The 17951-nt window shown below is 66.1% G+C and carries 16 protein-coding genes; 9 read left to right on the forward strand and 7 right to left on the reverse strand.

All coding sequences use genetic code 11. The features are described from left to right. Positions 1-431: 431 nt before the first annotated feature. Positions 432-1721, reverse strand: a complete 1290-nt coding sequence (locus tag ACZYZ4_RS16800) for an alpha/beta hydrolase family protein (protein WP_463862701.1) — start codon at positions 1719-1721, stop codon at positions 432-434. Positions 1722-1877: 156 nt separating this feature from the next. Here ACZYZ4_RS16800 and ACZYZ4_RS16805 point away from each other — a divergent pair, with 156 nt between their 5' ends. The 9 genes from ACZYZ4_RS16805 (at position 1878) to ACZYZ4_RS16845 (ending at position 12068) form a co-directional block, all read left to right on the forward strand. Further along, on the forward strand, positions 1878-2369 hold the full coding sequence (locus ACZYZ4_RS16805; RefSeq protein ID WP_463862703.1) for a hypothetical protein: 492 nt from the start codon (positions 1878-1880) through the stop codon (positions 2367-2369). 14 nt (positions 2370-2383) lie between these two features. Beyond that, complete coding sequence (msrB, locus tag ACZYZ4_RS16810) at positions 2384-2893, forward strand: peptide-methionine (R)-S-oxide reductase MsrB (protein WP_463862704.1); 510 nt, start codon at positions 2384-2386, stop codon at positions 2891-2893. 155 nt (positions 2894-3048) lie between these two features. Further along, on the forward strand, positions 3049-4416 hold the full coding sequence (locus ACZYZ4_RS16815) for a DUF6421 family protein (RefSeq protein ID WP_463862705.1): 1368 nt from the start codon (positions 3049-3051) through the stop codon (positions 4414-4416). Further along, positions 4413-5174 (forward strand): SDR family oxidoreductase, encoded by a 762-nt coding sequence (locus ACZYZ4_RS16820; protein WP_463862707.1) that lies wholly within the window; start codon positions 4413-4415, stop codon positions 5172-5174. Before ACZYZ4_RS16815 ends, ACZYZ4_RS16820 begins: the two co-directional genes overlap by 4 nt. A gap of 76 nt (positions 5175-5250) precedes the next feature. After that, positions 5251-6366 carry a threonine aldolase family protein gene (locus ACZYZ4_RS16825; protein ID WP_463862776.1) on the forward strand — a complete coding sequence of 372 codons (1116 nt, stop codon included), beginning with the start codon at positions 5251-5253 and terminating at the stop codon, positions 6364-6366. A gap of 61 nt (positions 6367-6427) precedes the next feature. Then, positions 6428-7078, forward strand: a complete 651-nt coding sequence (locus ACZYZ4_RS16830) for a DUF3000 domain-containing protein (RefSeq protein WP_463862709.1) — start codon at positions 6428-6430, stop codon at positions 7076-7078. A 31-nt stretch (positions 7079-7109) separates the two neighbouring features. Next, positions 7110-8438, forward strand: a complete 1329-nt coding sequence (locus ACZYZ4_RS16835; RefSeq protein ID WP_463862710.1) for an HRDC domain-containing protein — start codon at positions 7110-7112, stop codon at positions 8436-8438. Between the two features lie 121 nt (positions 8439-8559). After that, a complete protein-coding gene (locus ACZYZ4_RS16840; protein WP_463862712.1) occupies positions 8560-9840 on the forward strand; it encodes a thiolase family protein in 1281 nt (426 codons plus the stop codon). Beyond that, positions 9837-12068 (forward strand): 3-hydroxyacyl-CoA dehydrogenase NAD-binding domain-containing protein, encoded by a 2232-nt coding sequence (locus tag ACZYZ4_RS16845; protein WP_463862714.1) that lies wholly within the window; start codon positions 9837-9839, stop codon positions 12066-12068. Before ACZYZ4_RS16840 ends, ACZYZ4_RS16845 begins: the two co-directional genes overlap by 4 nt. Here ACZYZ4_RS16845 and ACZYZ4_RS16850 read toward each other — a convergent pair. The 6 genes from ACZYZ4_RS16850 to ACZYZ4_RS16875 all read right to left on the reverse strand — a co-directional run bounded on the left by ACZYZ4_RS16850 (position 12054) and on the right by ACZYZ4_RS16875 (position 17914). Further along, positions 12054-13583 (reverse strand): ABC transporter ATP-binding protein, encoded by a 1530-nt coding sequence (locus tag ACZYZ4_RS16850; protein WP_463862716.1) that lies wholly within the window; start codon positions 13581-13583, stop codon positions 12054-12056. The two genes, ACZYZ4_RS16845 and ACZYZ4_RS16850, sit on opposite strands and share 15 nt — an antisense overlap. Before the next feature lie 2 nt (positions 13584-13585). Then, entirely contained in the window at positions 13586-14329 is a 744-nt protein-coding gene (locus tag ACZYZ4_RS16855; protein ID WP_463862718.1) for an energy-coupling factor transporter transmembrane component T, read from the reverse strand. 10 nt (positions 14330-14339) lie between these two features. Further along, on the reverse strand, positions 14340-15194 hold the full coding sequence (locus ACZYZ4_RS16860) for an ECF transporter S component (RefSeq protein ID WP_463862720.1): 855 nt from the start codon (positions 15192-15194) through the stop codon (positions 14340-14342). Positions 15195-15406: 212 nt separating this feature from the next. Continuing rightward, positions 15407-15619, reverse strand: a complete 213-nt coding sequence (locus ACZYZ4_RS16865; protein ID WP_463862722.1) for a hypothetical protein — start codon at positions 15617-15619, stop codon at positions 15407-15409. An 18-nt stretch (positions 15620-15637) separates the two neighbouring features. After that, a complete protein-coding gene (locus ACZYZ4_RS16870; protein WP_463862724.1) occupies positions 15638-17074 on the reverse strand; it encodes a beta-galactosidase in 1437 nt (478 codons plus the stop codon). A gap of 279 nt (positions 17075-17353) precedes the next feature. Further along, complete coding sequence (locus tag ACZYZ4_RS16875; RefSeq protein WP_463862726.1) at positions 17354-17914, reverse strand: DUF805 domain-containing protein; 561 nt, start codon at positions 17912-17914, stop codon at positions 17354-17356. Positions 17915-17951 lie beyond the last annotated feature (37 nt).

Consider the following 17951-nt stretch of genomic DNA (forward strand, 5'->3'; position numbering starts at 1 on the left):
CCTGCATCCCGGCCCAAAACACCTGCAGCAAATCCGGTCTTACGTAGATCGAATACCTCGCCATAACAACACCCATCCGCTAAGTGTTGCAATCACCGCAAGAACCCAAGGTTCCCCAAACGGGACCACGGAACCGGCCAGCACAAGCTGCGTCCCATTCTGTTCAACAGACGCAAAGGAGATTGGCGGACTTAATTCGGCGGCATGGAAGGCGCCGAGAGCCAGGCCGTAACCAACGGTCCTCCCCGAACCCGCAGGAAATCAAGGTTTTCAGGACACAGAACGACGGAGTGTGCTGACGACTTCGGAAATTCCGTGCGGTCCACTGTTGAAGAAATGGTCTGTGTAGTCGACTTCGGACATCTGTGCACTCGTCTTCGGAAAATGACACACTTCGCGGCAATCGCGGCCGAAAACACTGCCGCAAAATGTCATCTCGCCGGATGGGTTTCCTCCGGGCGGTTCTGCCCGGGATTAAGCCGCGGAGCCAACTGGGGCCGGAGCCACGCCTTGATCAGGTTCTCCCAGCGCTCGGGATCGACATTCCATTCCTTGGTGTGCCTGGCGTGATTGAACGTTTCGAACGTGACCATGTCCGGATTTCGCTCAGCCAGAAGGGCGGAGGGTTCATAGGGAACGTACTCGTCATCGACGCTGTGGATGATCAGGGTGGGCGTCCGGACTTCCACGGCGCGCGCCACCCAGTCCATGGCCTTGAGGTCCACGGGTGCGGCCAGGCCGGTGAGCCTGCGGCCTACGGGGTGGCCCAGCATCAGCTGCCCGTAGCGGCCCACGAGGGACGGAATGCGGTTGATCTGCGCATGGTGGGCCAGCACATTGACCCAGTTGATGACGGGCGCGTCCAGGACCACGGCCCGGATCAGGTGACGGTGAGGCGAGAGATCGGCCGTCTGCAGGCAGATGGCGCCGCCCATGGACCAGCCGAAGAGAACAATTTCCTCGGCCCCGTTGGCCAGAGCGAACTCGATGGCGGCCTCCACGTCATGCCATTCCGTAGATCCCAAACCGTACCGGCCATCCTCGGCCGAAGGCGCCAACCCGTCGTTCCGGTACGAGACAAGCAGGCTGGTGAGCCCCAGTTCCAGGGCGGGGCCTACCGCCCGAAGGGCCTCCTGGCGGGTAGCCCCGCGTCCGTGAACCATGACTGCCCAGGTCCGGGCCGTGCCGCCGGACCGGACCAGCCACGCCGGTGCTGAGCCGCCGTCGACGTCGATCAGCACGTCCTCGGCCGCAAAGCCGGCGGTGGCCGGATCCGGGTAGAGCGCACCGCTCCACCATCCGCGGCGGGCCGTATCGAGATCGCCGGCATAGACGGCTTCCACGTCGCGCAGGACCGTGCCGTCCGCCGGCGAATAGGACACGATCCGCCCGATCCGGGCGTGCCCCTTCCCTCCGTCGAAAAACAACCCGTAGACACCGTCCACTGTGGTCTCCGGAGTGGCTGTCAGGATGACCTGCCGGCCGCCGCCTTCCCGGAGCACGGCCAGGACTTCCTGGTCCGCCGTCCGCTGCCGGACCGGGGTGATGACACGCCTGGCAAAGTACAACGCCAGTGCGGAGGACCCTGTCGCCAGCAGAGCGGCAAGAGCCCCGCCGCCAATGACGCCGCAGAGCGCCCATTTGGCGCGCAGCGACATACGGCCGTCGGCCTGGATCGGAACTGCCGCCGTCAACGTGGGGGTGCGCGTGGAAGGTGCCATGGAACCATTCTTACTGGCGCAGAGGGGTTGACCATATTCCGTCCGGCACGTGGCGCCGGAATTCTGCCGGCCCCGAGGACGCCGCGCGCATGACACCGCAACCACCGTGCGGTCCAAATGGATGCAGGCGCCGGTGCGCACGACTAGGCTGATGCCATGAGCGATCCAATCGTCATTCTGACCGAAGAACCCCTGGGCGCGGACGACCGCGTTAACATAGAACGCCTGGTGGACGGGCAGGACACGCCCCTTGTCCTGCTGGTTCCGGGGAACACTGAACGGCATCTGCTGGTGGATTTTCTTGAGAATCTCTCCCTGCTGGACGTTGTTAAGGCGTTCCGCGAACTGACCGCCCATGCTCCGGACCCCTCCGCTGAACGGGCCGAGGCTTCAGAGACGCTGGCCGTCTCGCTGGCTGCCCTGGAGGGGCTGGGCGCAGGAGTCACGGGCGAGGTAGTGGACGGTGGCGCCGTCAAAGGCCTTGTGGCCAAGGTCAAGGAGCTTGGCGCAGCCCAGGCGGTAGTGATCACCCGTCCTCACGCAGTTGCGGATACGTTCCACACGGACTGGGCCAACAAAGCCCAGGACCAGCTGGGGCTCCCGGTGCTCCACCTGTACGCCGGTTCGGGATTTATCGGCGACTCCTGATCGTTGAGTTGACTATGAGCATCTTCGGAAAGAGTATTTTCAACAACAAGGCCACGGATTCCGTCCCGGATCCGGCCGCCGACGCCGCCGCAGGGGAACCCGCATACCGAAAATCGGATGCCGAGTGGCGGCAGGAACTCACGCCGGAGGAGTATCACGTGCTGCGCCAGGCGGGTACGGAGCGCCCCTTCACCGGCGAGTATGTGGACACCCATACGGAGGGTGTCTACCAATGCCGTGCCTGTGGAACCGAGCTCTTCAGGAGCAACGAAAAATTCGACTCGCATTGTGGCTGGCCCTCCTTCTGGGCACCGCTCGCCGAAGGCACCGTCCGTTACATCCACGACCGGACGCTCGGCATGAAGCGGGTGGAGGTGCGGTGCGCGCACTGTGACTCACACCTGGGCCATGTGTTCGAAGGTGAAGGCTACGGCACGCCCACGGACCAGCGCTTTTGCATAAATTCAGTGTCCCTGAAGCTGGTGCCGCGCGGTACCGCCGAGGAAGAATCCACGGAGTCCTGAGTCCGCCAGACATGGTTTCGCCTACATCTGACGGAGCCCCGAGGCGCCTCGAGGCTGAGAGTATCTTATGCTCAGGCTCGATTTGAGTTAGGGACTCTAGTTGCTTGCTACGCTCGCCGTAGATGCCCCAAGCAAATGAGAAAGGCAGTCGCACCATGACCGTCACCGTGACCGGCGCCCCCACAAGGATCACCACCGAAAATCCCGCCTGGCTCCGCCTCAGGAGTGCCGTCGAATCCCTGCAGGAGCTGCAGATCCAGGACGGCTCTATACCTGACGCCGGCCACCACGCAAACGCCACGCTCGAGGTTGGCTCGATCACGGAGTCGCTCACCGAACTGGCACCGCTGTTCCCGCACGACGCGGCCTACCTTGACGCCGTCGTCGCTGATTTCCAGGCGTGGGCCAAGGCGGGTTTCGGCGTCCCGGATTTCCTCGCATCCCTGCTGGCGTTCCAACCCCAGCTGCAGCGCCAGGATGGCCGGCAGCATGTAGTCGTCTTCCCCATGTACACCCAGAACGGAAGCAGCAGCCGGCTCGTGGAAGCTGTGCTGATCGAGGTCATCTGGCCCGATTTTGTGGCCGACCTTGAGGCCGGGGACTATTCCAACAAGCTCTTTGTGCCCATCCGGTTCCTGGACTTCACCCGCGGCTATAACACAAACTCGGCGGTGCTGTTCCCCGAAACCGTGGCCGTTCGGGAAACACCCACCTTCACCTGGGGCGCCATCTTTGCGGACCGTGAAGCTGCCCGGTTCCGCAGGGTCCTGCGCGCGGCTGCGGACATCACCTCACTGGACCTGCCCGCGGGCGCCGCGGAACTCCTGGCCGACCAGGAACTGACCGAGGCGACGTTTGTGATGTGGGACCTGATCCATGACCGGACCCATATGCGCGGCGACCTACCGTTTGACCCCTTTATGATCAAGCAGCGGATGCCCTACTTCCTGTATTCGCTTGAGGAACTGCGCTGCGACCTCACAGCATTCCGGGAATCCGTCCGGATTGAACAGGACGACGACGCCGGGCCGGAAGCACGCCTGCACGCGAAACTGGTGCAGTACGCCATCATCTTCGACCGGATCTTCCGCTTTGCGATCACCGGCAACCGGGTGCGCAACTACGACGGCCTCGGCGGACAGTTGCTCTTCGCCTGGCTGCACCAGCACCACGTCCTGCACTGGACCGACAGCCGGCTCAGCATCGACTGGGACCAGGTGGCGGACGCGGTGATCGCCCTCGGCGCCTCGATCGACGAGCTTTACTGGCGCTCCATTGACCGGCCGAAGATGGCACATTGGCTTGCCGCGTACCAGCTGATCTCCGCCACGGTCACGCCCAGCCCCGCATCAGTCTGGGCCAAGGGCCCCGACGCGCTTCCCGTTGCCGGTCCGCCCCGCGGCCTCACGGACCAGGTGCTGGACGACGAATTTCCGCTGTCCATGTTCTACGAAGCCCTGGAGAAGAAAATGCGCCCGGTCATCGAATCCACCGCCGGCATCACCGGAGCGTCCGCACTGTGAGCGAACCCGGCGCCCCGCGCGTGGCTCCTGTTCCCGACCATGCCCCCGCGCTGAACGTCCTGGTCACCGGCGGCAGTGGTCCCTCCGGGATCGCTGTGGCCCGGGCGTTGCACCAGGCGGGGTTCCGGGTCTTCACGGTCGGCTCGGACAGCACGCGCATCGAGGGTGCTGCACGGCAGGCGGGCGACGGCGTCACTCCCTTGGTGTGCGATCTTGCGGATCCCGCTGACGTCCAGGCCCTCCGGAAGACCCTGGCGGGCACCGCCGGAGCGATGGACGGCGTCATCCACCTCGTGGGCGGCTGGCGCGGCGCGACAGGCATCACGGACCAAAGCGACGCCGACTGGGACTTCCTGGAGCGCGGCACCGTCACGACGCTCAGGAATATCTCCCGAGTCTTTTACGCCGACCTGGCCGCCGCCGGAACCGGAAGGTTTGCCATGGTGTCCTCCACCGCGGTGGACAAGCCCACGGCAGCGACGGCCAGCTACGTGGCGGCAAAGGCCGCCGCCGAGACCTGGACTCTAGCGATGGCGGAGGGCCTGGCCCGTGGGGCTGCGGATGAGGGCACCGCCTTGCGCGGCGCCGCCGTCGTCCTGGTGGTGAAAGCGCTGGTGGACGCGGAACTCCGGAAGGCGCACCCGGAACGGACCTTCCCCGGCGCCACCGACATCGAGGACCTGGCCGCCGCCGTCGTCGGACTGTTCAGTCGCCCGGCAGCCGAACTGAACGGCCGGCGCCTGCTCCTGACCCCCTGACTGCAAAATCCCAGGACTTGCTGGACCCCTGACCGGCCGGACCCGACCTCCCTAGACTGAGAACGTGAGCAAAGCAATGACAACAACGGTAGATGCCGCCCTGCGGCTTGAAAATCCCGCCGCCCGGCTGCATGACGCGTCCGTCCGCGGTTTCGCCTCGGACAACTACTCCGGTGTGCACCCCGAGGTCCTGGCCGCCCTCGCGGCAGCCAACGAGGGCCACCAGGTGGCCTACGGCGAGGACGACTACACGGCACGGCTGCAGGAGCTGATGGAGGAGCACTTCGGCGCCGGCATCGAATGTTTCCCGGTGTTCAACGGCACGGGGGCCAACGTGCTGTCGCTGCAGTCGCTGCTCCCGCGCTGGGGTGCTGTGGTGTGCGCTTCGACGGCGCACATCAACATGGACGAAAACGGCGCCCCGGAACGGATCGGCGGGATCAAACTCCTGCATGTGCCCACCCCCGACGGCAAGCTGACGCCGGAGCTGATTGACCGCGAGGCGTGGGGCTGGGGCGATGAACACCGCGCACAGCCGCTGGCAGTGTCCATCACCCAGACCACCGAGCTTGGCACGTGCTACACCCCGGATGAGGTCCGGGCCATCGCGGATCATGCCCACGCCAAGGGCATGAAACTCCACATGGACGGCGCGCGGCTGGCCAACGCCGCCGCCCACCTGAAGGTGCCGCTGCGGGCTTTCACGCGCGACGCCGGGGTGGACATCCTCTCCTTCGGCGGCACCAAGAACGGGCTGCTGTACGGCGAGGTGGTGGTCGCCCTGAACCCCGAAGCGGCCCACGGCCTCGTGTTCCTGCGCAAGATGAACATGCAGCTTGCGTCGAAAATGCGCTTCCTGTCGGCCCAGTTCATCGCCCTGCTGGAAGGCGACCTGTGGCTCCGTTCGGCGTCGCACGCCAACGCCATGGCTGCCCGCCTCCGCGCCGCGGTGGACACGATCGAGGGCGTGGAGCCCACGCAGAAGACGGAGTCCAACGGCGTGTTTGCCGTCCTGCCGGCCGGCATAGCTGACCGCCTGCGGGGGTCGTTCCGGTTCTACGACTGGGATGAAGCCGCCCGCGAGGTCCGCTGGATGTGCTCCTTCGACACCAGCGAGGACGATGTCGACGCGTTTGTGGCCGCGATCCGCCGGGAACTTGCGGCCCACCACGCGGGCAGGGAAGCCGGATAGCATGGACCGGCCGACGGCGAGCCTGCACCGCCCGCCCCTGGCTGTTGCGTAATCTGCGAAGGTGAACGCACTAGCCCAGGTTCCCCCGGAATTTCTCCACGCCTTGGGAACCCTCAGGAATGCCCAATGCCGCAGTGAGCTGCGCCTGGCGGAAATTCCCGCCCCGGCGCGCCTGGCACCGTTCGCCGTGGCGCTCGGGGCCGAGGTCATGGCGCCCGGACCGGGTGGCGGCACCACTCCCGTCCACGGGCCCGCCGCCATGGCCCTGGCCGCTGCGTCCGGCACCGAGGACGACGACGACACCGAGCTGGCCACGGGCCGCTTTATCCTGCTGCACGACCCCGAAGGCTCAGCAGTCTGGGACGGCGAATTCCGGATTGTCACCTACATCCGGGCCCAGCTTGAGCCCGAAATGGGCAACGACGAAATGCTGGGCAACGTTGCCTGGACCTGGCTGGTCGAGGCACTGGAGAATCACAAGGCCCCCTACCGGGCGGCCGGCGGTACCGCCACGCGCGTCCTGTCGGAGAGCTTTGGAACACTTTCTGACCGGCCCGGGTCGATCGATATCGAGCTGCGCGCCTCCTGGACTCCGGCGTCTTCGGACGTCACTGCCCATCTGGAGGCATGGTCAGACATGGTCTGCACGTTCGCCGGTCTCCCCCCTCTGCCCGACGGCGTCGCGGTTCTTCCGCGCCGGCGCCGGAACTAGGACTGCCCCTTGTCGGTAAACTGAAGGCATCATGACCCCTCATATTCCGGAAAACACCACGGCCGGCGCTCCGGCTGCTGATACCACTCCCCACATCACGGTGGAAGGCTTCGACAGCCAAGTCCCCGTAATCATTGACCTCGACGCACCGCGCGACGGCGTGCCGCTGGTTATCGAAACGCAGTCCGGGCTGGAGCGGTGTGCGGCAGCCATCGCCGCCGGAACTGGGCCCGCAGGGGTTGATGCAGAAAGGGCCTCAGGATTCCGGTACGGCCAGCGCGCATTCCTGGTGCAGATCCGGCGCGAAGGCTCCGGTACCTGGCTGATCGATCCTGAACCGTTCGAGAACCTGTCCATCATCAACGATGCGCTTCAGGGGGTGGAATGGATCCTGCATGCAGCCAGCCAGGACCTGCCCTGCCTGCTGGAGCTGGGCATGTGGCCGGACAAGCTCTTTGATACGGAGCTCGCTGCGCGGCTGGCCGGGCTGCCACGCGTTGGCCTGGCTGCCGTCATCGAACAACTGCTCGGTTTTGGCCTGGCGAAGGAACATTCGGCCGCCGACTGGTCCACCCGGCCCCTGCCCGAGCCGTGGCTGCGCTACGCCGCCCTGGACGTGGAAGTCCTGACCGAACTGCGCGAAGAACTCATCGAGCTGCTGCAAGCCGACGGCAAGCTGGACTACGCGGAGCAGGAGTTTGCCGCCATCCTTGGCGCCGGTGTGGCCCCTCCCCGGGTTGACCCCTGGCGCAAGACGTCGGGCCTGCACCAGATCCGTGACCGGCGCCAGCTGGCCGCGGTCCGCGAAATGTGGCTGGAGCGCGATTCCCTGGCACAGAAACGCGATGTGGCACCGGGACGGCTGATTCCTGATTCCGCCCTGGTGTCCGCCGCCAAGGCCATGCCGTCCACCGTTCCCCAACTACTCGGCACCAAGGGCTTCCATGGCCGTGCGGCTCAGCGTGAGGCACCCCGGTGGCTCCGGTGCATCGCCGCTGCCCGCGATCTTGAGGACCTTCCGCCGCTGCACCTGCCTACCAACGCTCCGCCCCCGCCGCGGGTGTGGTCCGATCGTGACCCCGAGGCCGCGGCACGCCTGTCCACCGCCCGCCCACTCCTGCAGGAGAAGGCGGACGAACTGAACCTTCCCGTGGAGAACCTGCTGACGCCGGACTACCTGCGCCGCGTGGCGTGGCGCCCGCCGTCGGACATTACCGAAGAAGCAGTGGCCACTGAGCTGCGCACCCTCGGTGCCCGCGAATGGCAGATCGGCCTGATCGCGCCGCTCATCACTGACGCTTTCCTCAACCCGCAACCGCTGCCGGCCAAGGAAAACAAGGCAACCGCAGCCACCGAGTAAACGCACCTTCACCGAGCCTTGCACACTATGTTACTGACGAGTAACATAGTGTGCACTGCCGTCCCGCCGAGTGCTGCCCTTTGGCCTCCGGACGGCGCCAACGTCTCGATGAGGAGTAAACGTGAGCCACCACGGAAGCAGCGGATCCCCGCGAACTGTCCGCGACGTCGTTTTTGTTGACGGCGTCCGCACACCCTTCGGCCGGGCCGGCGAGAAAGGCATCTACGCCGGAACCCGTGCCGATGACCTGATGGTTAAGTGCATCCGCGAACTTCTGCGCCGCAACCCCACCCTGCCCGCGGCCCGGATCGACGAAGTCGCTGTTGCCGCCACCACCCAGACCGGCGATCAGGGCCTGACTCTCGGCCGCACAGCGGCCCTCCTGGCAGGGCTCCCCCGCACCGTCCCCGGATTCGCCATCGACCGCATGTGCGCCGGCGCCATGACCGCTGTCACCACGACCGCGAGCGGCATCGGTTTCGGCGCCTACGACGTTGTCATCGCCGGCGGTGTGGAGCACATGGGCAACCACCCGATGGGCTCCGGCGCCGATCCGAACCCGCGCTTTATGTCCGAGCGCTTGGTAGACCCCGCCGCCCTGAATATGGGCAACACAGCCGAAAACCTGCATGACCGTTTTCCCGCCATCACCAAGGAACGCACAGACGCCTACGCGGTTGCCTCGCAGGACAAACTCGCAGCCGCCTACGCCCAGGGCCAGATCCAGCCGGACCTCGTTCCGGTCGCTACCCTGAAGCCGGGGCAGGGCTGGACGGTGAACAGCGTTGATGAGCCGCCCCGCCCGGGCACCACACTGGACGACCTGGCGGCCCTGCGGACTCCCTTCCGCGCCCACGGCCGCGTGACGGCAGGCAACGCCGCCGGCCTGAACGACGGCGCCACGGCCGCTGTCCTGGCCTCCTCGGAAGCTGCCGCGGAACTGGGCCTGCCGGTCAAGATGCGGCTGGTCAGCTACGCCTACGCCGGCGTCGAACCGGAGGTCATGGGCATCGGACCCGTGCCCGCCACCGAAAAGGCCCTGAAAAACGCCGGGCTCAGCCTTGAGGACATCGGACTTTTCGAGATCAATGAAGCCTTTGCCGTGCAGGTTCTCAGCTTCCTGGACCACTTTGGTATTTCCGACGACGACCCCCGCGTGAACCGGTACGGCGGCGCCATCGCGGTGGGCCACCCCCTCGCGTCCTCCGGCGTCAGGCTCATGAACCAGCTCGCCCGGCAGTTTGAAGAAGACCCCTCCGTCCGGTACGGGATCACCACCATGTGCATAGGCTTGGGCATGGGCGCCACCGTCATCTGGGAAAACCCGCACCACGCCGATTACAGCGGTGCCGTCGCAGCACCGGCAGTCAACGAAGCAACCACCGAAGGAGCCGCCGCATGAGCGCCGCCGATTTCACCAAGCTTGCCGAGCTCTTCCCCGACGAAACCGTGACCCACTCGTACGTCCAGGACATCAAGCTGCCGGCCAGCCCCGGCCAGCAGAGCCCCGGAGTGTTTGCGCTGATCACCCTGGACAACGGCCTGGACCACTCCAAACCCACCACACTGGGACCCAATACCCTGGTCGAACTGGGCACCGTCCTGGAGGGCCTGAAGGAGCGTGCGGCCCGCGGCGAGATCGTGGGCGTGGGCGTGACCGGCAAGCCGTACTTCCTCGTGGCCGGCGCTGACCTGTCCGCGGTGAAGTCGCTGGAGAACCGCGAGCATGGCCTGTGGATGGCACAGCTCGGGCATGACGTTTATGCCACGCTGGCCAACCTCGGCGTCCCCAGCTTCGCCTTCATCAACGGCGTTGCCCTGGGCGGCGGCCTGGAGATCGCCCTGCAGTCCACATACCGCACGGTGTCCACCGGCGCCGGTGCGCTGGCGCTTCCCGAGGCCTTCATCGGCCTGGTCCCCGGCTGGGGCGGCGTCTACATCATGCCGCGCCTGATCGGACCCGAGAACGCGGTCAAGGTGATGATCGAGAACCCGCTCAGCAACAACCGGACGCTCAACGGGCCGCAGGCCTTCCAGCTCGGCATCGCCGACGCCCTGTTCGAACCGGCAGACTTCCTGGAACAGTCCCTCGCCTGGGCGGCCACTGTCATCACCGGCGAGGTGGTCCCGGCACGGGCCAACGCCGTGGACCCCGCTGATCCCGCCGTTGCCGGGCGTTGGTCCGCAGCGGTCGCCGCCGGCCGGACATTTGTCGAGGCCAAGACCTCCAACGCCTCCCCCGCGCCGGCCAAGGTCCTGGACATCCTCGAAGCCAACCGGACCATGTCCCAGGCCGAATCCGCCGCCCTCGAATGCGAAACCCTCGCCGGCCTGATGCAGACAGACGAGTTCCGCGCCACCGTGTACGCCTTCCTGGACCTGGTCCAGAAGCGTTCCAAGCGGCCCGCCGGCGCCCCGGACCGTAAGCTCGCCCGACCGGTCACCAAGATCGGCGTCGTGGGTGCGGGCCTCATGGCCAGCCAGCTCGCCCTCCTGTTCGCCCGCCAGCTCAAGGTCCCCGTGGTGATGACGGACATCGACCAGGCCCGTGTGGACAAGGGCGTGGGCTACGTCCATGCCGAGGTGGACAAGCTCCTCGGCAAAAAACGGATCAGCCAGGACGCGGCCAACCGCACCAAGGGGCTCGTCACGGGATCGGTCTCCAAGGAAGCCTTCGCGGACGCCGACTTTGTCATTGAGGCCGTCTTCGAAGAGCTGAACGTCAAGAAGCAGGTCTTCGCCGAGGTGGAGGCAATCGTCTCGCCGGACTGCATCCTCGCCACCAACACGTCCTCGCTGTCCGTCACGGCCATGGCCGAAGACCTCGCCCACCCCGAACGGCTGGTGGGCTTCCACTTCTTCAACCCGGTGGCCGTGATGCCGCTGCTCGAAATCGTTCGCGCGCCCAAGACCGACGACGCCGTGCTGGCCACCGCTTTTGAGCTCGCCAAGGGCCTGAAGAAGAGCGCGGTCCTGGTCAAGGATGCGCCGGCCTTTGTGGTCAACAGGATCCTGCTGCGGCTCATGGGCGAAGTGACAGCCGCCTTCGACGAAGGAACCCCTGCCGACGTTGCCGACACCTCGCTGCGTCCCATGGGCCTGCCGATGACGCCGTTCACGCTGGGTGCCATGGTGGGCCTGCCGGTGGCCCAGCATGTCCAGGAGTCCCTGCACGCCGCCTTCGGAGACCGCTTTGCCGTGTCCACGAACCTGCAGAAACTGATCGAGAACGGCGTGAAGTCGCTCTGGGCCCCGGCAGCCGACGGCTCCCAGGAGATCCCCGAGTCCACCCTGTCGCTCATGTCCTTCGGCACGTCGCCGTCCACCGGGGACGACGTGCTGCGCCGTGTCCAGGATGCCCTGGCCGAGGAGATCGGGCTAATGCTGGATCAGGGCGTGGTGGCCGGTCCTGAAGACATCGACCTCTGCATGATCCTGGGCGCGGGCTGGCCGATGTTCCTGGGCGGCATCACGCCGTACCTGGACCGTGTTGGTGCCTCGGAGCGGATCAACGGCAAGCGGTTCCTCGCGCCCGGCGTCGCGTCCGGTGTGACTGGTCAGTCCTCGGCATCAGTCAGTCCGGATTCAGTCAGCCCGGATTCAGCCACCCCGGCATCAGTCCGCGGGTAGCAGGCGGCCGGCGTCGAGGCGCACCAGCCGGTGCGCGATGGATCGTGCGTAGTCCAGGTCGTGGGTGACCAGCACGACGGCGGTGCCCTCCGCCGTCGTGCTGCGTACCACCCGGTCCAGCGCGGCCAGGCCATGGCCGTCGAGGGCAACCGTCGGCTCATCCAGTCCAAGCACTGAGGGACGCCGTGCCAGCACTGTGGCCAGGGCCAGAAGCCGCTGCTGGGACGCGGGCAGTTCGGCCGGGTGCCGTCCGGCAAGGTGCTCAAGGCCAACGGCGGCGAGGGCGTGCTGCACCGCCTGGTCAGCCGCTGGCTGCCCGCGCTTGAGTCCGAAGCGGACTTCCCGTTCCACGGTCCGCTCAAACAGCTGGTCCCTGGGCTGCTGGAAGAGGAGCCCGACGTCACCGGACACCCGTCCCGCCGGCTGTCCGCCGATGTTCCGCCCCTTGACCAGCACGCTGCCTTCAGTTGGTTGGAGCAGGCCGTTGAGGTGCCTCAGCAGCGTGGACTTTCCGGCGCCGTTGGGACCTGTCACCGCCAGAATCTCGCCGGCACTGACGGTCAGGCTCAGTCCGTGCAGTACCGGGTCAGCCGGCGGGCCCGGTTGTGCCCTGAACCAGCCTCTGCGCTGCGTCCGCCGGTACGTGAACGAGACGTCACGCAGCTCCAAGGCGGGCGGACTGTCGACGGCGGATGGATCGCCTGCTTCTGCCGGCGTCCGGAGACCCGTAAGCGGGCGGGGGCAGACCACACCCGCCATTTCCAGCGCCCCGGCAGCCGCGATTTCCGCCGGCGTGCCCGCCGCGGCCATGGAACCCCCGGCAAGCACCAGCCATGTATCGGCGTTGTGCAGGAAGGAATCGGCCCGCTGGCTCAGGATCACGACGGCGGTGCCGTCCTTTACGAGGTTTCGCACCAGAGCAGCGAGGTCCCCGGCTCCTTCCGCGTCAAGTGAGGCGAAGGGCTCGTCCATGACGAGAACTGCGGGGCGCTGAATGACCGCGCAGCCGATGGCCAGTCGGCGCAGCTGACCACCGGAAAGCGTGGCCGGATCCCGGGCCAGCAGCCGGGTCAGGCCGGTCAGCGCTGCTGTGTGCCGGACGGCTCCCGCCATAGTCTCGCGGTCCACCCCCGCGTTTTCCAATCCGAAGGCCAGCTCTTCGGCAACGGTGGCACGGACCGAGGATAAGGCGGACGTGGGGTCTTGGGGCACGAAGCCCACCTGGCGGCCCCAGCTGCCGGGATCGATCCGAGGATCGGCAACTGTCCCCTTAAAACACAGGCGTGTGCCGGCGAGTTCAAGCGAGCCCGTGAGCGTCCCGCCGTCGCCGGGCAGCAACCATCCCCCAAGCAGCCGTCCCACTGTTGATTTTCCGCTGCCGGAACCGCCGAGCACGGCTGTCAGCGATCCCGCGGCGAAGGACAGCTCAAGGCCTGCCAGGACCGGCGACTGCTCGCCGGGGAAGACAAACTTTTCGATAACCGCAGCCAGCGCCGGAGGTGCGCCAACAGCCATCCTCAAACACCCGCCGTCGGCTGCCACAGCCGGGCGGCGACAGCCACAACCGCCGCCAGCAGCAGAACGAGCCGCACCCGGCGCTGAACGGGCGGGTCCGGCACTTCCCGGTAGCTTGTGCGTGGCCCGGCGCTGCCGAAACCGCGGGCCTGCAAGGCTGCCGCGCGCGTGCCAGCCTCCTCCACCAGGAGCAGCACCAGCGGAATGGCCTGCCACCGGAACGCTGCCACCCGTCGGAGAAAGCCGCCGCGGATCACCAGGCCGCGGGATTCCTGGGCCTCCCTGATCCGCGCCAGCCGCGAGCTGATGACCGGCAGCAGCGTCAGCGTGGAGGCCACCACAAACGCGAACCGCGCGTGGACCCGGTGCGTGGACAGGACAGCCACGAGGTCCGGGATGCTGATGGTGAAGGAACAGAGCAGCAGCACGAGCACTGCGGCGGAAAGCTGTGCAGCGCGCGCGGCGGCAAACTGCAGTCCTTCCGCGGTGACGCGCGCCGGTCCCCACTGCGCCAGGACGGTGCTGCCTTCGGGAAAGAACAGTCCGTGCAGTACCAGCAGCGAGAGCACCAGCGGAACCAGGATGACCGCCGCCGCGGGCAGCATCCGGCGCGACACTCCCCCGGCGACCGACAGAACAAACGCCGCGGCGATCACGGCGAAGGACAGTGGCCAGCTGCCAGCCGCCGTCGTAATGACTGCTGTGCTGCCGGCGGCCGACAGCGATGTCAGGGGGTGCAGGCGCATCGGGGGTCGGTCAGGAGTCCTGGCCGGCGGACTTATCGCTGGAGTGGTCTGCGGACTGGCCGGTGGACATTCCTGCCAGCACGCGGTGCCGGCGGACAAACGGGAACTGCAGGCGGGTACGGCGCGGCAGGGCATACACCAGGACGGCCACGAGCGTGAAGACAATCGCCTTGTCCATGGGGTCCGAGATCAGGGCCTGCTTGGTAATGGCGGCCAGCAGGCTGTCGCCCATGGAGCGGAAGGCGCTGACGATGGCGCCGGTGGCCAGGCCTGAGGTGCCGCCGAAGACGAACGCGGCAACGGGAGCGGAGACCACGCCACCGATGATGCCGGTCAGGAAGCCCGCCACCGGTGCCAGATAGAAGCGACGGAACAGACCGTACCGCGCGGCGACGCCGGCCAGGCAGCCGATCAGGGCCGCGCCGGCAGCGAAGGGCAGGACGGTCGGGTTGAAGAAGGACCAGACGATGCTGCTGAGGGCACCGGTGGCCGCCCCCGCCGCGGGTCCGGCCAGGACGGCGATCAGGACGGTGCCGATGGCGTCAAGGTAGAACGGGACCAAGGTGCTGCCCACGAACTGGCCGAGGACAATGTTCAGCACCAGCGCCACAGGAATCAGCACCAGCGTGGAGACGGGCAGCGTGGGCAGGACGCCGATGATCAAAAGCACGGCGCCCACAAGGAAACCGGAGAGTGCGATCAGGGCCGAGGCGCTGCCGGGGCCACCGGTGATGTCCGCGGGCTGGTTCAGCACCAGGTAGATGTACGTGCCGGCAATGGCCAGGGCACCAAGGATTTCGAGCAGGCGGCGGTTCCGGGCGGTGGCCGGCGTGTGTGGCGGCAGTGTGAGGGAGGGCGATGACATGGCGTTCCTTCGACGGGTGCAGGCTCTGACGCCCGGATTGCCCGGGCGGTGGAACGCCGCCTATGTCACCTCGGCGGCAGCCGGGGGCGTCTGCGCCGGCCCGGATCCGGCATCAGTCTACCGGACCTGCCATCCAGATCCGGGTCTGGTGGTTCCCTTCTGTGCTGTGGTGGTTCCCTTCTGTGCTGTGGTGGTTCCTCGCCGGCTGCTTGTTACCGGCCGCGCTCGCGAGTGAGGCCGAATGGGACCTCCTCGCTCAGGGAAATGGCGAAGTGGCCGGGGTTGAGCCGGGTGACGAGGATGCCGTTCCGTGTGCGGGCGGCAAACGGCTGCAGGTCCTGAACCGCCGCGTTGAGGCGTTCCTCAATCTGGCAGGCACTTTCGACGCGCACTTCAACGAAGTCAATGGTGGTGCTGTTCGTCATGGGTGACTTTCTGGGGGTCTAGCTGGCTTCGCCGGCGGTGTGGATGACGCACACCGTACCGGCAGGGATGACCGCGGTGCCGCTGATGTGCCCGCCGGCGAGGAGGTCCCGGCCGGTGGCGGGGTACTCGGCGTCGGCGTCCGTGTGGTTGATCAGGAACATGTAGCTATCGGTCGCGGTGCCGCGGGTCACGACTTCCAGCCCTGCTGGCGGTTGGGAGCCCAACTCGATTCCCGCCGTCCGGACGGCGTCGAGCAGCACTCCGGCGAGGTCATCGCCGTCGAGCTTGGTGGAGACATACAAGGCAGTGCCATTGCCGAACGCGTTGCGAGTGATGGCTGGCCCGGAAGCGGCGGGGCCATTGACGTAACGGCTGAGCACTGTGGCCGTGCCGGCGTGGATATCTTCGGCCCAGACGGTGCCCGCAGATCCGTTGCTGAGCGTGATGGTTTCGTCCTGGCGGAGCGGGAGGAACTCATGGATCTCCAGGCCGAGGACATCGCGGAGGGCCCCTGGTGAAGCACCTTCAGGGACGGTGTCGTTCGCGTCCACGACGCCGGAGAAATAGGAAACCACCAGGTTCCCGCCTTCCTTGACATAACTGTGCAGGTTCGCGGCGGCTTTGTCGCCAATGAGGTAGAGGGCTGGCGCCAGGACGAGATCGTAACCGGTGAGGTCGGCTTCGGGGTGGGCGAAGTCGACGCTGATCCCGGCGTTCCAGAGGACGGTATAAAAGGCTTCGATGCGCTCGCGGTGGTCCAAGTCGCTGCTGGGCCGCCATTCAAGGTCCTGGGCCCAGAACGATTCGACGTCCCAGAGGATGGCCACGCGGGAAGTCACGCTGGATCCTTTGACGACGGAAAGTTTCTTCAGGTCGTCACCGAGGTCCAACACTTCGCGCCAGATCCGGGTGCCGGTGCCGGTGTGCGGGAGCATGGCCGAGTGGAACTTTTCGGCGCCGTACCGCGAGGCGCGGAACTGGAAGAACATCACGGCGTCGGCGCCACGGGCCAAGTGGGCGATGCTGTTGCGGGCCAGCTCACCGGCGCGTTTAGCAATGTTGCGGCCCTGCCAGTTCACTGCGCCGGTGGAGTGTTCCATGAGCATCCAGGGCTGGTTGCCCGCAAGTGAGCGGGTCAGGTCGGCGTCCATGGAGAGCAGGATGTGGTTGTCGGTGCGCTGCGCGACGAGGTAGTGGTCGTTCGCCACGATATCCACCTCGCGGCTCCAGGCCCAGTAGTCCGCGGCGAGGCAGTTGGTTGCCATGAAGTTGGTGGTGACCGGCAGATGCGGGGTGTACTGGCGGATCACGTCCCGTTCCGCGATGAAGCATTGCAGCAGGGCGTGGGAAGTGAAACGTCGGAAGTCCAGGCGCTGGGCCTGATTGCTGATGCTGCCGGAGACACGGGGGGCGTCGATCTCATCCCATTCGCCGTATCTCTGGCCCCGTGACATGGCGTGCCCCGTCCGGGAGCAACACGGTGCCGGTGACACGGTAATCAGGCAGGTTGAAGATCAAGCTGGCAGCATCTTCGGCCGCCACAGTAGGCTCCAACAAGGCTCGTGGTTCCTGTTCAGGTTGAATGCGTAGTAACACTCATCCCAGCAGGACCACGAGTCCTCTGCTGGCTACAACACGAACCTATTTCCCCGGGAACCTTGAAGAGCCGGTTAACTGCCAGAAGGTTGCACCGAGCGATCGTCGATGCAACCTTCAGCATGTGCTGCCGCGTGTCATCGAGGATCGAAGCGCTGTCCTTCCGCCTTGGACGGCATCAACGCCAGAATGAAAACAACCAGACCGCCAACAAAGGGAACAAGCCCAAGGAACGCAAACGGACCTGCCAGATTTGCATCATGCAGACGCCGCCAGAGCAACGACAGCTGAGGCACCAACAGCGCCAACCCCAGAACAACGACAAGAATGAAACCAACCACCATCAGACCGCCAGTAGGCGCATTCACAACCCCAGGAGCGCCCTCATGGAACACTTCCTGCCCCGTGGCCGGATCGAAACCCATGGACTGCACAACAGGGTTCTTCTGAGCCCAGACAGTACTGGCCACGATTCCCACCGTCATGGCGACGTAAGGCACCACCATCACCAGGAAAACAAAAAGCTGACTCCACCAAAACTCACTCCGCGAGGCGCGACCCCCGAACTTCCCATACTTTGCAAAGAACCGCTTCACCGACCTACCAAACGAGGCGCCGTAAAGAGGCGCACCCAGCCCGCCTGAATCTGAAACCTCCGAAAGGCCACCACCCACACCATCAACAATCTTCGTATCCATATAACTTCACCCCTTCCTACGAACCACTTCTTCAAAT

The organism is Pseudarthrobacter adonitolis (genome assembly GCF_055412845.1).

Bases quoted from the DNA above. Each gene is read 5' to 3' on its own strand.
- ACZYZ4_RS16800 (WP_463862701.1), bottom strand. From the start codon at position 1,721: ATGGCACCTTCCACGCGCACCCCCACGTTGACGGCGGCAGTTCCGATC.
- ACZYZ4_RS16805 (WP_463862703.1), top strand. From the start codon at position 1,878: ATGAGCGATCCAATCGTCATTCTGACCGAAGAACCCCTGGGCGCGGAC.
- msrB (WP_463862704.1), top strand. From the start codon at position 2,384: ATGAGCATCTTCGGAAAGAGTATTTTCAACAACAAGGCCACGGATTCC.
- ACZYZ4_RS16815 (WP_463862705.1), top strand. From the start codon at position 3,049: ATGACCGTCACCGTGACCGGCGCCCCCACAAGGATCACCACCGAAAAT.
- ACZYZ4_RS16825 (WP_463862776.1), top strand. From the start codon at position 5,251: ATGACAACAACGGTAGATGCCGCCCTGCGGCTTGAAAATCCCGCCGCC.
- ACZYZ4_RS16835 (WP_463862710.1), top strand. From the start codon at position 7,110: ATGACCCCTCATATTCCGGAAAACACCACGGCCGGCGCTCCGGCTGCT.
- ACZYZ4_RS16845 (WP_463862714.1), top strand. From the start codon at position 9,837: ATGAGCGCCGCCGATTTCACCAAGCTTGCCGAGCTCTTCCCCGACGAA.
- ACZYZ4_RS16850 (WP_463862716.1), bottom strand. From the start codon at position 13,583: ATGGCTGTTGGCGCACCTCCGGCGCTGGCTGCGGTTATCGAAAAGTTT.
- ACZYZ4_RS16855 (WP_463862718.1), bottom strand. From the start codon at position 14,329: ATGCGCCTGCACCCCCTGACATCGCTGTCGGCCGCCGGCAGCACAGCA.
- ACZYZ4_RS16860 (WP_463862720.1), bottom strand. From the start codon at position 15,194: ATGTCATCGCCCTCCCTCACACTGCCGCCACACACGCCGGCCACCGCC.
- ACZYZ4_RS16865 (WP_463862722.1), bottom strand. From the start codon at position 15,619: ATGACGAACAGCACCACCATTGACTTCGTTGAAGTGCGCGTCGAAAGT.
- ACZYZ4_RS16870 (WP_463862724.1), bottom strand. From the start codon at position 17,074: ATGTCACGGGGCCAGAGATACGGCGAATGGGATGAGATCGACGCCCCC.
- ACZYZ4_RS16875 (WP_463862726.1), bottom strand. From the start codon at position 17,914: ATGGATACGAAGATTGTTGATGGTGTGGGTGGTGGCCTTTCGGAGGTT.